Below are 13,383 nucleotides of genomic sequence, written 5' to 3'. Positions count from 1 at the left end.
TCTGGTGCTCGATCTCAGGTTTTGGCCAGACGGGTCCCTATTCCGACCGCACAGGCTATGATTTCCTAATCCAGGCCATGGGCGGGATCATGAGCATCACCGGGGAACCGGAGGCAGCCGGCGGCAAGCCGGTCAAGGTGGGCGTCGGGATCGCCGATGTTATGTGCGGCATGTATGCGACGGTCGGCGTGTTGGCAGCGCTCAGACATCGCGACCGCACGGGAGAGGGCCAGCATATCGACCTTGCTCTTTATGACAGCCAGGTTGCCTGGCTCATCAATGCTGCCACAAACCATCTGGTTTCAGGCCGGGTGCCCAAGCCGATCGGCAATGCACATCCCAATATCGCCCCTTACCAGACCTTTGCGGCATCCGACGAATATCTGGCCGTTGCGGTGGGGAATGACACACAATTCCAGCGCTTTGCCGAGGCGATTGGTGTTGCAGAACTCGCCCTCGATGACCGGTTCCGGAGAAACAGGGACAGGCTTGCCAATCTTGAAGACCTGCAGGCCCTGATCGAGGCGGAAATCGTCAAGGACACCGCGCTATCCTGGGAAAAACGCCTGCTCGCCGCCGGTGTGCCGGCGGGGCGCGTTGCGACGATCGATACCGTCTTGAGCGACCCCCATACGCTGGCGCGCGGCATGGTGGTGGAACTGCCAGGCGATGAGATCGAGGGCCCGGTTCGTCTGCTCGGCAATCCGCTCAAGATGTCGGCGACGCCGGTTCAATACCGCAGCCGCCCGCCGCATCTCGACGCCGACCGCGAGGCGGTCCTTAGGCTTCTGGAACCTGTCACGGATTGAGGCGGGGCGCGGCCTGCCTCAGCGCTTCGTCCAAACGCTTGCGATCCGCTCCGCCAGTGTCAGAACACAGAAAGCGGCCACGACATAGGCGACCAAAGTGAGATCCTGGAAGATGGTGCCGCGTAGGAACTTCGGGCCTGAGGACCACAGGACCGCAAGAGACCAGACAAGGCCCGCGACAAAGACGAGCCCTGAGAGATGGCGCAGGCGTGAAGGGCGGGCGTCCTCGCTCATGAGCCCATTCCAGGTTTGGCACGCGTTTCGACCTTGAAGATCAGCAGATCGTCGCGTTGCTCGACATCGCCCTCAAGCTCGACCAACACCGCCGTCTGATCCAGCAATTCGCGCGGCAAGGGGCCACCGTCTGCCCCGGCCATCAGCAGGAAGTTTTGGCCTTCCACCGGCGACGTCGTCACGAAAACGGGCGGCACGCCGCCGGTGATGCAGAGATTGGCGCATGCCTTGTGGGCAAGCCCGGTTCCCGGCCGCATGGCGCCGGCGTAACACTTGCCATCGCAGATTTCCCCCGTCAGCCGCCAGCTCCCCAGAGATACCGAGGGTTGGGGCTGACTGACACCCGCTGGCGGTTCTGTGCCCACCAGACCGGGCCTGCCGCCCACCAGCAGCATGTCCAGCGCACCACGCTTGACGAAGATTCCAGATACCGCCGCCCATTGTCCGTTCAGGGGATCAGCTTGGTTTGCGACACCCGCCTTTCCCTGCCCTGACAGCATGATGGCGCGTGGGCCTTGGCCATCCTGTGCGGGCACGCGCAGGATCGGATAGGGCAGCATTTCCAGGACACCGGACAGCTGCCCGCCCTGCAATTCGTCGACATAACCACCCGAGCCTGGGTTCTGCGTCGAGAGCGAAAAGGCCAGTGACGCCGAGACAAGGCCCAAAACCAAGAACACGCCGAAGAGAAGCGCACATTGCGCGATCACCGGCGGGACCTTCCTCGAATAGCCGATGAAGAAACTGGGATCTGGTGGTTGCGGCATCATGGCGACGTCCTCGTCGGCGTTGGTGTTGACGGAGCAGAGGCAGACAGAGCCTCGGCAATCGTGAAAGGCTCGATCCTTGTTCCGAGCGGCACCGCGACAGGATCGACCAGGACACGCGATCCGGAAACCTTCACGCGGTATTTGCGCACCCTTTCCTTGAAGGGCGGCGGCGCGCATCCGTCTTCCAGGCGATACTGGTAGCCGTGCCAGGGGCAGGTCGCAAAACCCAGGACGACCTTGCCCTCCCCGATCGGACCGTTCTGGTGCGAACACAGGTTGGACAGCGCCGACAACCGGTTCTTGAACCGAAACACGGCAACCCGCTCCCCTTGCGGCAACACGCCGACGATGGCGCGTCCTTCCTGAACGGCATCCAGTGCCCCGATATCCACCCAGCCCGTGTCCGCTTCGATCCGGGACGCTTCGTTGTCGATTGCCTTCTCCCGGCGTCCGGCAAGCAGATGGAGGATCGACAAGGTGGCCAGGCTGGCACTCAGGGACATCGCCGTCACCGGGTTCGTGCCATCGACTGCCGCCCCCAGGCCGACATGCAGCACGACGGCGGCATAGGCCGCATATATGCTCATATGCATCGCCTTCCAGACGGGAGGCGACAGGAAGGACAGCCAGAAGTCATGGCTGGTTGCCGCCAGCACGATCAGGATCACCAGCGCGAAGACGCCGAACAATTCGAACGGAAAACCGGCGATGCTGCCAAAGCTCGTATTGCTGGTGAAAAGCGCCGTGAGCTTTGGCGTGGCGCTGAAGGCAAAGTACCAGTCGAGCACGAACATCGCATGAGTAAACGCGACCGCCGCAGTCATGACGCCGAAATGACGTCGGTTGTACAGCAAGGGGAGGAACCGCGGATCGAGCCTGGCAAGCGGACCGATGGCCAGCACCAAGGTCAGCAACAGAAAGGCCAACGAGCCGAAGGCGCGCATCCGCATGATCGGTGTATCAATCGCGCGAACGGAGGGTGATAGAAGCGGTGCGAGCTTGAGATAAAGAAGGATGTAGGCGACCACCCCGCACAAGAGGATGGCGTCGTAAATGAGCTTGTTGCGGTTCCAGCCAACGGGCTTGTATGCCGTGCTCATGGCTGATCCTGTCCGTCGCCGGCATCGAGCCGTATGGACGGCGCGTCACTCGAAAGCTTCGGTTTCGATACGAAGGCGATCGCCAGAGCAAGAGGCAGGACGATCGCGAGCACAGTCCATACTAACTCATGTACCTTGCGGTGTGCGCGTTGCATCGGCTCACCTCTCCCTGTTTCGGGCGAGCACAGCCCAGCGGCACACCACCAAGGGCCATAGGAGAATGATTCCTGGTATCAACAGCGGACGAAACGCGTAGGCCCCCACGGCTGCATGATCGATCCGGTCGATGCCAACGGACAGGAATGCAATTGCTACAAGGGCACCCGGTGTTGCCCAGAGGAGGAGGAGGAGAAACCAAACAGGATCGGCGATCACATCGATGCCCACGACCTCACTCCAGTCCTGTTGCGGGAATGGCAGCACCGGACACGACCGCGGCCTCGGGCGAGATGAGGAAGGCGATCAGCCGCGCAATGGGCTCGGGCGAAACCCAGTCGGACACCTTGGCATCAGGCATGGCAGCACGGTTTTGCGGCGTATCGATCGTGCCGGGCAGGATACAATTGGCGGTGATGCGATTGACGCGGTGTTCAGCAGCAATGCTCTCCGTCAGCCTCAGCACCGCAGCCTTGGATGCCGCATAGGCGGCCTGGTTGGCGCCAGCCTTCAAACCTGGAGCCGCCGCTATATGCACGATGCGACCATAGCGGGCCGCCTGCATGACAGGCAGAACGGCGATGCTGGTGACCAGCGCGACCTGGGCATTCAGTTTCATCATCAGGTCCCACTGGGCAAAGACGTCGCGGCCGACCGGCCCGGTCGCAAAACCGCCGACCGTATTGACGAGGGCATCGATCCCGCCGAATCGATCGACGGCCGCCTCCACCATGGCCTGCGCGGCCACAGGATCGCCAAGGTCAGCCCCGGCAAACGTCAGCACTTTTGCCTCCGGGGGAAGCGACTGAACCAGGGCATCCAGAGCCTCGGTCGTTCGATCCACGCAGACAAGGTTTACACCCTCACTGGCAAGTCTCGCCGCTGTCGCTCGGCCGAGATTGCCGGCCGCACCGGTCACAATCACACATGTGGGTTTTCGCACGACATATACCTCCCATGAGAAAGGCAGAGCGACCGAGGGGGCCGCCGCAACTTTCAATGTTGGTTAGACGTTCTTCGCCTCGGGACGTTACACCGGCGCGAGATGGAATATTTCCTGTCGTTCATTCTTTGCTATCACGCCGCGCGGCGTGGCCAGCGCAACAAGACGCCAGTCGCGGCCTTTGCTGGAACGGGAGTGCTAAATTGATACCAAGACACGCGGCGCATCCTTTGGCATCGAACCACCAGATTTGCGACAATCAACACCACTTGGTTAGTCAGACGTGTCAGCCACGGCAGATTTTGCAGCCGCCTGGCGGCGGCGGTCACGAAAGGCAAGGAACTGACTGTCGGCAATCACGCCGACCAAGATCACGCCTCCCATGACCGCAAAGTTGAGCGACGACGGAATGCCCACCAGGTTGACGAGGTTTTGCAGGACCTGCAGCAATACCACACCCAGCACCACACCCACGATGGAGCCTTCGCCGCCGCGCAACGAAAATCCACCCAGCACTGCGGCCGCTATTGCATAGAGTTCGTAGAAATTTCCGTGGGAAGATGGCTGAACCGACTTCGTGTACATGGCGAAAAAGACGGCAGAAATCGCCGTCAGAAACATGCACAACACATAGGCCAGAATGATCACCCGTTTGGTGTTGATTCCCGAATAGCGCGCGGCCTCCTCGTTCTTCCCGACGGCGAGAAGATGCCGACCGAATACGGTTCTGTGCAGAAGAAACCAGGCAAGGACCGCGAATACGGCAAAAGCGATGACGGAGTGGGGAATGCCTGCCGTTCGCCCGACAAACAGGTATTCGAGCATCGGCAAGTCGGTTCCGAAGGTGAAGCCGGCGGTGCCATCGCGCGTGTAGAAGCGTGCGATGCCGCGATAGATCAACAGACCACACAGGGTAACAACAAAAGGCTGCAGCTTGAGCTGCGTGATCAGCCAACCGTGCAGGAGACCGATCAAGACGGACAGCGCAAGCACGATGGCAAATGCGACAGGCCAGGGCACTCCATGAGAGGCGATCAGGTCGATGAAGATGACGCCGAGCAGGGCGATCACCGATCCGATCGAGAGCTCTATGCCCGCCGTCACGATGACAAAGGCCTCGGCGATTGAAAAAAGCCCGAAAAGGCCGATCAGGTTGGCCGTATTGGCGAGGTTGATCGGCGACACGAAACGGGGATTGACCAGCGTGACGATCGCCCCAACGGTCATGACGAGGACGGCGAGGCCTATGTCCTTTTTGTACATCCGTTTCTCCTATTCCACGGCCAGCCGCAGGATCGCTTCTTCAGACAATTCGCCCTGGGAAAGCACCCCGGCAATGGCGCCGCGGCGCATCACGGCCACGCGGGTGGACACGCCGATCACCTCCTCCATGTCCGACGATATCATCAGCACCGCCGCACCGGCCTCCGCCAGATCGCGCATCAATCGATAGACCTCAGCCTTGGCCCCGACATCGATCCCCCGCGTCGGCTCGTCGAGAATGATGACCCGGGGCTTGAGACCGAGCCACTTCGCCAGCACGACCTTCTGCTGGTTGCCGCCCGAAAGCTCTCCGACGGGCCGATCAAGGCGACGGGCTCGGATCGCGAGGCGAGTGCGGAAGCGATCCGCCATGGCGCGCTCCGCCTTGCGATCCACGAAGCCCGCCGTGGCGATCTCGGAAAGGCTCGGCAGGGCTATGTTCTCCGCAAGCGAGAAATCAAGGAACAGTCCCTCGGACTTTCGGTCTTCCGGAACGAGGCAGATGCCGGCCGCAATTGCCGCCTGCACCGATCCGGACGCGATCTGCCGGCCATCGACCTCGACATGCCCACCCGCGATCGGATCTATGCCGAATAGGGCGCGCGCGAGTTCCGTCCGCCCCGCACCGACCAATCCGGCGAGCCCGAGAACTTCTCCACTTCGCACTTCGAGATCGACGGTAACCGCGGGATAAGTGCGAGTCCGCAACTTCTCCGTTCTAAGGACCAAAGGCCCTTTCTTCACGGCGGGGGCGGTATAGAACTGCTTGACGTCGCGCCCGATCATCAGGCGCACCATGGCGTCCCTGGTAATGCCGCCCGTCGGAAGTTCACCCACATTCTGCCCGTCCCGAAGCCCGACGACCCGGTCGGCGACCTCTTCGACTTCCGCCAGACGATGGGTGATGAAGAGGATAGCGACACCATCCGCCCGCAGGCGTCGGATGACATCCAGGAGCCTTCGGGTCTCCGCCAGGGTAAGGCTTGAGGTCGGCTCATCCAGGATCAGCAGCCGGACATTCGTCGACAGCGCCTTGGCGATCTCCATCAGCTGCTGGTCCGCAAGCGACAGTTCTGAAGCAGGCGTGGACGGCTGGAAGCGGGCACCCAGCATGTCGAGCAGTGGCCGGACGCGATCCGCCATCGCGGCATGGTCGATGAAGCCGAAGGGACGGCTACGCAATTCACGCCCCAGAAGGACATTGCCCGCGACATCGAGATTGGAGAAGGGATTGAGTTCCTGGTGCACGAAGGCGATTCCGCGGCCAAGCGCTCCCGCAGGTGTCAGAGAGGCAGCGCTTTGGCCATCGATCACGATCTCGCCTTCGTCGGGCGCAATCGCACCACCCAGAACCTTCATCAGGGTAGATTTTCCAGCCCCGTTTTCGCCGATGAGCCCGACAACCTCTCCACCCCGGATGCCGAGGGACACGCGGTTCAGCGCCACGGCGCTCGGATAGACCTTGGTGATCCCGACGAGATCGAGGGATATGCGCGCAGCAGACATCAACATCGCACCTTGGCTAAGGTTGAGGCCTGCGCGGATCCGAAGCATCCGCGCAGGCCGCCGACCGGCAGACCTGTCAGCCGCCGACCCGCTCCTTGAGCTGCTTCTCGAAAGCATCGACATTCGCCTTGTCGATCACCTGCGTCGGCACAATGATCAATCCGTCTGCCGGGACCTGTGACTTGTCACCCTTGAGATAGGCCGCCATCAGCTTCATGCCCTGATAGCCCCACTGATAGGGGTCCTGGACCACGGTCCCCGCAAACGTGCCTTCGCGCACGGCACCGAGTGTAATCGGGTCTTCGTCGAAGGCGATCACGGTGATGGCGCCCAGCTTGCCCGCCGCCTGCAGGGCTTCATAGATCTTCGGCGGATTATAGGAATAGAAGCCGACCATGCAGTCGATATCGGGATTGGCCGCAAGCACGTCGTCGACATTCGAACGCGCCCGGGCGAAATCCACGTCATCGCCGCGCACATCGACCAGCTCAATCGACTTGCCGTCGACCGCCTGGCGGAAGCCGTCGATGCGCTCCTTGGCATTGTCAGCGCCAAGGAAGCCGACAAATCCCATGCATTTGCCACCGTTCGGCAGGGCCTTGACCGCAATCTCACCGGCCTGAATGCCCGCTTGGACATTGGACGATCCAAGATAGGCGATCCGTTTCGACTGCGGTGCATCGCTATCCGTGGTGAACAGCGGAACCTGCGCGGCGATACGATTGAAGGCGTCGATTGAGTTCTTCGGATCGGCCGAGGAAATCATGATCGCATCCGTGCCGGCCGCAACAAGGTCATCCATCAGCGCATTCTGAAGCGCCGCCGTCCCCTGTGCGGGATAGCGGAACTGCAGCTCGAAATCCGGAAGCTCCGCCTGTGCCGCCTTGACGCCGGCCTCGGCCAGCTTCCAGAAGTCGGAAGCCGCGTTGACGACGAAGGCGAGTGCCTGCTTTTCCTGTGCGAGCACGGGCGTCGCCGCCAGGGTGAGTGCGGCCGCAAGGGCCGTGATCGATAGTCTCTTCTTCATGATATCCTCCCGCAACCCTCTCCACTCGGGCTGCATCCTGTTGAACTGCAACATGCGAGAAGGCTCCTGCCGGGCCATCCGCATGCGGGACGAGGTCGGCGAGAGAGCGTCGCTCTCTCCTCCGGGTGCTAATTGTCCTTGCAGAATCCAGGATCTTCAGTGTTGCAGACATCGAGACCGGTAAACAACGGATCCTCGACGGCTTCGCCCTTGATCAGCTGGATCATCACGTCAGGCGCCTTGTAGCCCATCTCGAATGGCCGCTGGCCGACCTGGGCATGGCTACGCCCCTCGCGGAACGCCTGGGTCTGTGGTGGCAGCGTATCGCCCGCCACGATAACCAGTTCCTTGGACTTCAGCTTGTCCATCACCTGATCCGTCACCTGCGTGTAGGCCTGGGGTGCGAACTGCGCCCATCCACCGATCAGGATGAAGGCATCGAGATCCGGATGCGCGGTAAAGACATCGGACATCTGCTGGTTGGCGAGATCCGCCTGGTCATTGGTATAGACGGGGCAGCCCTCGATCTCGGACCAGCCGTTCTGGCCGGTCAGACGCTCGATATCCTTGGCCCCGGCGATCGTATCGCGGAAGCCCTGGGCGCGGGCGTTGATATTGGCGGCGGCCACGTTGCCGAGCTGCAGGCAGACGGTTCCACCTTCAGCCTTCAGCTTCTTCGCCTCCTCGGCCATCTTGACGCCCATCAGATAGTTGTCGGTGCCGAGATAGGTCTTGCGGAGATCGTGATCCTTCTCAAGGAAATCCGCATCGACCGTCATGACGGGCACGGTCGGGGCGATCTCTCGCACCCGGTTCGCCATGGCCGGCGCATTCGACGGCGAGATGGCGATGGCCGCGACGCCGCGGGTCAAGAGGTCGTCGACGATCTGGACCTCGCCGGCCTCGTCAGCCGAAGAAGCAGGCCCCGTATAGAGGCACTCATATTCGCTGCCGGGATTTTCCGAGAGCCATTTCTTGCAGCCGAGATTGATCTGCTCGAAGAACGGGTTGTCGAGGCCCTTGACCACGATCGCCAAAGTCTTCTTCTCCTGCGCAGCGCTTTCGCCGGCCAGCAACATGAGAACAGGTATTGCAGTGAATGCCATATATCGGATGTTCATTGCCTTTCTCCTCCTCCAAATCGCCGGCCAAGCCCTCCTGCTCAACCGGGATACCAAACGATGCGCGGATCATCCGCCGCGCGACGGTAGCTCCAGGCACGCTCGATGAGCGCCTTGAGGTCGATCTCGGGCTCCCATCCGAGGATCATCCTGGCTTTCGAGTTGTCGAGCCAATTGCTGTGAAACGGTGTCGGGACATCGTGGCGCTGCCGATTACCGACAGCCACCAACCGGTCGGCCACATCGCCGTAGTCGACCGGGCGATCCATAGAGACGTTGAACAGCTCCCCAAAGGCGGCTGGATTGTCGAGCGCGGCAAGCATCGACGTCACAAGATCATCGACATGGATGAAACTCCGCTTGAGATAATTGCCCCTGACGTCCCGCATCGCCGGCATACCGCGTTGCTCCCTGAGCGCAACCAGTTCCGCAGGCGCGATCAAACTGGACCATGGCGGGCCGCCGAACTGGTCGTCGCCGAGCTCGAAAACGTAGCGAAAGTCATCCTTCTCCATGATCCATGGCGTACGAAGCGTCGTCCAGTTCAAACCTTCCTGCACGCCAAACTGCTCGAGCATCGTCTCTTCCAGCACCTTCGTGAGCGCATAGGCCCCGCGATAGGCCCGTCTCGGCGACTGCTCGGTGATTGGCGCGTCGTATCCATGGAAAATGTGGCCTACGACGCAGTCCCCGCTCAGCAACATGAACTGGCGCTTTGCAGACGAGCGGCAGAAGGCGTCGAGCAGCAGGTAGAGCCCCTTCAAAGCCACATCGATCGCCTGATCCCGGTTCTCCTTCACCGCGGCCAGATGCAGGACATGGGTAACGCCTTCGAGCGCGGCGACCACTGCCTGCGGATCGGCTACGGATCCCTTGACGACGGAGACGCGGGTGGCCGGGACAAGTGTCCGCCTGTTGCAGAGCGTTACCACGTCCCACGCAGCAAAGCGCGGTTCTGCCAGGAAGGCTGGAAGGAATGCCTGCCCCACCTTTCCAGTGGCGCCAGTCACGAGCAACCGCATCAACGCCTCCCGTCAACTCGTTCCCTGATTGCATCGATTAATAATTAGTAATATTATTATGTCAAGCATCATTAATATCAATTTGCGATCTGCCGCAACGCAAGCTATGGTCCCCAAGGAGTGTCTTCGTGAGATCGGCCGAGGGAGGGCGGAGAATGTCACGACTATCATTGCATTCAATTTCAAAGAGTTATGGCGCAATACACGCGCTTTCTCGCGTCAGCTTGTCGATCGAACCGGGGGAGGTTCTGGGCTTGATGGGAGACAATGGGGCCGGAAAAAGCACGCTGGTTAAAATCATCGCGGGCAATTTTCCGCCATCGACAGGCGAAATCCGCATCGACGACCAGCCTGTAGCCTTTCACAACCCGCGCGATGCTCAGCGACAGGGAATTGAGGTCGTCTATCAAGACCTCGCACTGTGCGACAATCTCTCTGCCGCCTCCAATGTCTTCCTCGGTCGCGAGCCGATGCAGAGGCTCGGCCCCTTGCGCTATATCGATTATGCCCAGATGAACCGCGTTGCAGCGACCCTCTTTCGGCAGCTTAAATCGGAGACACGACCTCGCGATCTTGTCAGGCGGATGTCGGGCGGTCAGCGCCAGGCCGTGGCGATCGCACGGACCCTGCTGTCGGAACCCAAGATCGTGGTGATGGATGAGCCCACAGCCGCCATTTCCGTCCGACAGGTGGCCGAAGTCCTCGACGTCATCCGCAGGCTGCGGGACCACGGTATCAGCGTGATCCTGATCAGCCACAGGATGCCCGATGTCTTCGGAGTGTCGGATCGGATCGCCGTGTTGAGACGCGGGGAACTGGTTGCCAGCAAACGCGCCGACCGGTCTTCACCTGAAGAGGTAACGGGGCTCATCACCGGCGCAATCGAAGCTGCCTGAGAGGATATCGCCATGACCACATTGGAAGATGTGATTGCCCAAAGCGAGCACCGGAACTGGTTTGCCCGCGTTTCAAGCCAGCAACTGTTCTGGGTCTTTTTGGCGGCCGTGCTGGCATGCCTGGCACTGAGCCTGCTGACCGACAGCTTCGCCACGGAACGCAATCTCTTCAATGTCGCCCGCAACTTTGCCTTCGTCGGCATCATCGCGATCGGGATGACAACCGTCATCGCCTCCGGAGGTATCGATCTTTCCGTCGGCTCCACTGTGGTGCTGAGCGCGATGGTGATCAGCGTGACGATGGAAGCGGGCACCCCCTTTCTGATCGCAGCGCCACTCGCCCTTCTGGCCGCTGTCCTTGTCGGTGTTTTGAACGGCCTTCTCGTCGCCTATGCCGGCATGCCGCCCTTCGTTGTCACACTCGGCACGCTGTCAGCCGCACGATCCCTCGCCATGGTTCTTTCCGACAACAAGATGATCTGGAACTTCGGCCCCGACCACGACCTGCTGATCTGGGTTGGCGGCGGCTCCACGCTCGGCGTGCCGCACCCTCTCTATGTGCTGGCCGCACTGACGTTCACAATGTCGCTCGTCTACAAGTGGACGCGCTGGGGACAACACCTCTTCGCGATTGGCAGCAATGAAAACGCAGCCTTGCTGACCGGCATTCCTGTTCGTCGAATGAAAGTCAGCATCTATGTGGTCTCCGCGCTGACTGCTGGCCTCACCGGCATCCTCATGGCGGGCTGGCTGGGCAGCGTCACCACCAATCTCGGACAGGGTATGGAACTGACCGTGATCGCCGCGGCGGTGATCGGCGGCGCCAATCTGGCCGGCGGGGAAGGAAACGCGCTGGGCGCCGTCTTCGGAGCACTGTTGATAGAAGTTATTCGCAACTCCCTGATCCTGCTCGGCATCTCGACATTCTGGCAAGGAATGTTCATAGGTACCTTTATTCTGGTCGCCGTTGCGTTCGACCGTGTTCGGCACTTCCGGTCTTGAACACGGGCAATACTAAGAGAACCACGGTTCTTCATGGAGAATGCCTTGAAACCGACAATGATGGACGTGGCTGCACTGGCGCGCGTATCGCAGGCGACCGTTTCCCTCATTCTCAACGGAAGTTCCGGCGCGCGCTTCAGCGAGGCAACCCGCAAGAGAGTATTCGACGCGGCGGAGCAACTGGGATACCGGCTCTCCAACAAATCAGCGGCAAGCAACGGTTCCGGCAGCACACCGGCCAACAAGGTCATCGTCTTCGTCGTCGACGAACTGACAACCGACCCCTGGATGTCCATGGCCTTCGAGGGCGCACGTGAAAAGGCTCTGGAACTGGGAATTATCGTCACGCTGGGCGTCTTCCGGAAGGGCGAAGACCCGGATGGCGGCATTTTCTCGATCTGTGATGGTCAGGTCCTGGTCGGCTACGTGTTCGGAACGATCCTGACGCGCAAAATCGACCCTCCAGAGCCCCTCCTGAAAGTGCCATCGGTCCTGGTCAACTGCTATGATCAGGAGCGCCGTCTGCCTTCTATCCTTCCCGGCGACGTCGCCGGAGGGCGCGCGGCAACAGAACGTCTGATCGCGGCCGACCGAAAAAGGGTGGCCCTGATCAACGGCCAGGAGGGGCTCGACAATCCGCGCGATCGCCTGCGCGGCTACAAACAGGCGCTGGCGAGCAATGATCTCGCCTATGATCCCGACCTCGTCCATTATGGCAATTGGGAACCCTCTTCCGGCTATGAGAAGACACATGCCCTGATGAAGCTGAAAAATCCGCCGGATGGCATTTTCTGCGCCAACGACCTGATGGCGCTCGGCTGCATCGAGGCCCTGAAGGAACTCGGCAAGTCGGTCCCGAAAGACGTCTCGGTCGTCGGCTTCGACAATCGCGATATCGCCCAGTTCACCATGCCGCCGCTAACGACCTTCCACCTGCCGATGTTCGAAATGGGCGCGATGGCAGTCGAATTGATCGCCGATCTAGCCGGCGGCCTGACCAGTTCACACGACCAGTTGAAGGTGGAGTGCCGCCTGGTGGAACGTCAGTCCGTCTAGTTGACTTCCTTCATGCGCTCAGTGGTGACGGAGAAAGCCGAAACGCCAATGTCGAACTTGGTGCCGGGAGCGGGCAATATCGCTTCGAATGCCGACGTCTGGCAGTCGACCTTCACGGCGAGTTTCTTGCCGATCGCGTTGGCGATATCGACATCAATTCCTTCCGGTGTCTGCCCATCCTTTTCGCTGAGGAACTCCCAGGGCCCATAGGCGGTATCGGAACCGATCGTCAGCACCCCCGTCGACTTGATTTTCTCCGGCAGCCGGGCGGCCAGCTCTTCCTCGATCTTGATCGAAGACGTGGCGAAACATTGCGCCATGCCTTGGCCGCTGGTGGCGGTCACGGCAATCGCGACGAATATTGGAAAGCGAGGCAGTTTCTTGAACATTTTTGTTCCCCATATTGTTTTGCGGCGGATTGAGTGAGGTTTGGGAGGACCGACCATCACCATCCGACAACAGCAATATGAGAGCGACA

The 13,383-nt window shown here is 60.8% G+C and carries 16 protein-coding genes; 4 read left to right on the top strand and 12 right to left on the bottom strand.

What is annotated here, in order from left to right; all coding sequences use genetic code 11:
- On the top strand, positions 1–809 hold an 809-nt coding region (locus tag LQ231_RS25755), incomplete at its 5' end, for a CoA transferase (protein ID WP_230174978.1).
- Between the two features lie 18 nt (positions 810–827).
- Here the strand turns inward: LQ231_RS25755 and LQ231_RS25750 are convergent.
- The 11 genes from LQ231_RS25750 to LQ231_RS25700 form a co-directional block, all read right to left on the bottom strand.
- Entirely contained in the window at positions 828–1,043 is a 216-nt protein-coding gene (locus LQ231_RS25750) for a hypothetical protein (RefSeq protein ID WP_230174977.1), read from the bottom strand.
- Complete coding sequence (locus tag LQ231_RS25745) at positions 1,040–1,813, bottom strand: hypothetical protein (protein WP_230174976.1); 774 nt, start codon at positions 1,811–1,813, stop codon at positions 1,040–1,042. The genes LQ231_RS25750 and LQ231_RS25745 overlap by 4 nt, the downstream gene beginning before the upstream one ends.
- Positions 1,810–2,913, bottom strand: coding sequence for a Rieske 2Fe-2S domain-containing protein (locus LQ231_RS25740; protein ID WP_230174975.1), 1,104 nt, complete (start codon positions 2,911–2,913; stop codon positions 1,810–1,812). The genes LQ231_RS25745 and LQ231_RS25740 overlap by 4 nt, the downstream gene beginning before the upstream one ends.
- Positions 2,910–3,068 carry a hypothetical protein gene (locus LQ231_RS25735; RefSeq protein ID WP_230174974.1) on the bottom strand — a complete coding sequence of 53 codons (159 nt, stop codon included), beginning with the start codon at positions 3,066–3,068 and terminating at the stop codon, positions 2,910–2,912. The genes LQ231_RS25740 and LQ231_RS25735 overlap by 4 nt, the downstream gene beginning before the upstream one ends.
- A gap of 4 nt (positions 3,069–3,072) precedes the next feature.
- Positions 3,073–3,300, bottom strand: a complete 228-nt coding sequence (locus LQ231_RS25730; protein ID WP_356637609.1) for a hypothetical protein — start codon at positions 3,298–3,300, stop codon at positions 3,073–3,075.
- Between the two features lie 4 nt (positions 3,301–3,304).
- Positions 3,305–4,012 carry an SDR family NAD(P)-dependent oxidoreductase gene (locus LQ231_RS25725; RefSeq protein WP_230174973.1) on the bottom strand — a complete coding sequence of 236 codons (708 nt, stop codon included), beginning with the start codon at positions 4,010–4,012 and terminating at the stop codon, positions 3,305–3,307.
- Positions 4,013–4,285: 273 nt separating this feature from the next.
- A complete protein-coding gene (locus LQ231_RS25720; RefSeq protein WP_230174971.1) occupies positions 4,286–5,275 on the bottom strand; it encodes an ABC transporter permease in 990 nt (329 codons plus the stop codon).
- Between the two features lie 9 nt (positions 5,276–5,284).
- Positions 5,285–6,781 carry a sugar ABC transporter ATP-binding protein gene (locus LQ231_RS25715; RefSeq protein WP_230174969.1) on the bottom strand — a complete coding sequence of 499 codons (1,497 nt, stop codon included), beginning with the start codon at positions 6,779–6,781 and terminating at the stop codon, positions 5,285–5,287.
- Positions 6,782–6,857: 76 nt separating this feature from the next.
- Positions 6,858–7,808 (bottom strand): sugar-binding protein, encoded by a 951-nt coding sequence (locus tag LQ231_RS25710; protein ID WP_230174967.1) that lies wholly within the window; start codon positions 7,806–7,808, stop codon positions 6,858–6,860.
- A 128-nt stretch (positions 7,809–7,936) separates the two neighbouring features.
- Positions 7,937–8,929 (bottom strand): sugar-binding protein, encoded by a 993-nt coding sequence (locus LQ231_RS25705; protein ID WP_230174965.1) that lies wholly within the window; start codon positions 8,927–8,929, stop codon positions 7,937–7,939.
- A 41-nt stretch (positions 8,930–8,970) separates the two neighbouring features.
- The gene (locus LQ231_RS25700; RefSeq protein ID WP_230174963.1) at positions 8,971–9,951 is read right to left on the bottom strand and encodes an NAD(P)-dependent oxidoreductase; all 981 of its coding nucleotides are present in this window, start codon (positions 9,949–9,951) and stop codon (positions 8,971–8,973) included.
- 155 nt (positions 9,952–10,106) lie between these two features.
- Between LQ231_RS25700 and LQ231_RS25695 the strand changes: the two genes are divergently transcribed.
- The 3 genes from LQ231_RS25695 to LQ231_RS25685 are packed head-to-tail and all read left to right on the top strand — an operon-like array spanning position 10,107 to position 12,905.
- Positions 10,107–10,847 (top strand): ATP-binding cassette domain-containing protein, encoded by a 741-nt coding sequence (locus tag LQ231_RS25695; RefSeq protein WP_113139710.1) that lies wholly within the window; start codon positions 10,107–10,109, stop codon positions 10,845–10,847.
- Between the two features lie 12 nt (positions 10,848–10,859).
- Positions 10,860–11,849 (top strand): ABC transporter permease, encoded by a 990-nt coding sequence (locus tag LQ231_RS25690; RefSeq protein WP_230174962.1) that lies wholly within the window; start codon positions 10,860–10,862, stop codon positions 11,847–11,849.
- A gap of 45 nt (positions 11,850–11,894) precedes the next feature.
- Positions 11,895–12,905 (top strand): LacI family DNA-binding transcriptional regulator, encoded by a 1,011-nt coding sequence (locus LQ231_RS25685; RefSeq protein WP_230174960.1) that lies wholly within the window; start codon positions 11,895–11,897, stop codon positions 12,903–12,905.
- Here the strand turns inward: LQ231_RS25685 and LQ231_RS25680 are convergent.
- The gene (locus LQ231_RS25680; RefSeq protein ID WP_230174959.1) at positions 12,902–13,294 is read right to left on the bottom strand and encodes a transporter substrate-binding domain-containing protein; all 393 of its coding nucleotides are present in this window, start codon (positions 13,292–13,294) and stop codon (positions 12,902–12,904) included. The genes LQ231_RS25685 and LQ231_RS25680 overlap by 4 nt on opposite strands.
- Between the last annotated feature and the right edge of the window lie 89 nt (positions 13,295–13,383).

The sequence above is a fragment of the Rhizobium sp. CECT 9324 genome (assembly GCF_918741265.1).
Taxonomy (GTDB): Bacteria; Pseudomonadota; Alphaproteobacteria; order Rhizobiales; family Rhizobiaceae; genus Allorhizobium.
The sequence above is the reverse complement of the archived record's forward strand: the minus strand, read 5'-3'. Positions and strand labels throughout refer to the sequence as shown.

What these genes read in the sequence shown, in the direction of transcription:
- LQ231_RS25750 (WP_230174977.1), bottom strand. Translation starts at nt 1,043, where the DNA reads ATGAGCGAGGACGCCCGCCCTTCACGCCTGCGCCATCTCTCAGGGCTC.
- LQ231_RS25745 (WP_230174976.1), bottom strand. Translation starts at nt 1,813, where the DNA reads ATGATGCCGCAACCACCAGATCCCAGTTTCTTCATCGGCTATTCGAGG.
- LQ231_RS25740 (WP_230174975.1), bottom strand. Translation starts at nt 2,913, where the DNA reads ATGAGCACGGCATACAAGCCCGTTGGCTGGAACCGCAACAAGCTCATT.
- LQ231_RS25735 (WP_230174974.1), bottom strand. Translation starts at nt 3,068, where the DNA reads ATGCAACGCGCACACCGCAAGGTACATGAGTTAGTATGGACTGTGCTC.
- LQ231_RS25720 (WP_230174971.1), bottom strand. Translation starts at nt 5,275, where the DNA reads ATGTACAAAAAGGACATAGGCCTCGCCGTCCTCGTCATGACCGTTGGG.
- LQ231_RS25715 (WP_230174969.1), bottom strand. Translation starts at nt 6,781, where the DNA reads ATGTCTGCTGCGCGCATATCCCTCGATCTCGTCGGGATCACCAAGGTC.
- LQ231_RS25710 (WP_230174967.1), bottom strand. Translation starts at nt 7,808, where the DNA reads ATGAAGAAGAGACTATCGATCACGGCCCTTGCGGCCGCACTCACCCTG.
- LQ231_RS25705 (WP_230174965.1), bottom strand. Translation starts at nt 8,929, where the DNA reads ATGAACATCCGATATATGGCATTCACTGCAATACCTGTTCTCATGTTG.
- LQ231_RS25700 (WP_230174963.1), bottom strand. Translation starts at nt 9,951, where the DNA reads ATGCGGTTGCTCGTGACTGGCGCCACTGGAAAGGTGGGGCAGGCATTC.
- LQ231_RS25695 (WP_113139710.1), top strand. Translation starts at nt 10,107, where the DNA reads ATGTCACGACTATCATTGCATTCAATTTCAAAGAGTTATGGCGCAATA.
- LQ231_RS25690 (WP_230174962.1), top strand. Translation starts at nt 10,860, where the DNA reads ATGACCACATTGGAAGATGTGATTGCCCAAAGCGAGCACCGGAACTGG.
- LQ231_RS25680 (WP_230174959.1), bottom strand. Translation starts at nt 13,294, where the DNA reads ATGTTCAAGAAACTGCCTCGCTTTCCAATATTCGTCGCGATTGCCGTG.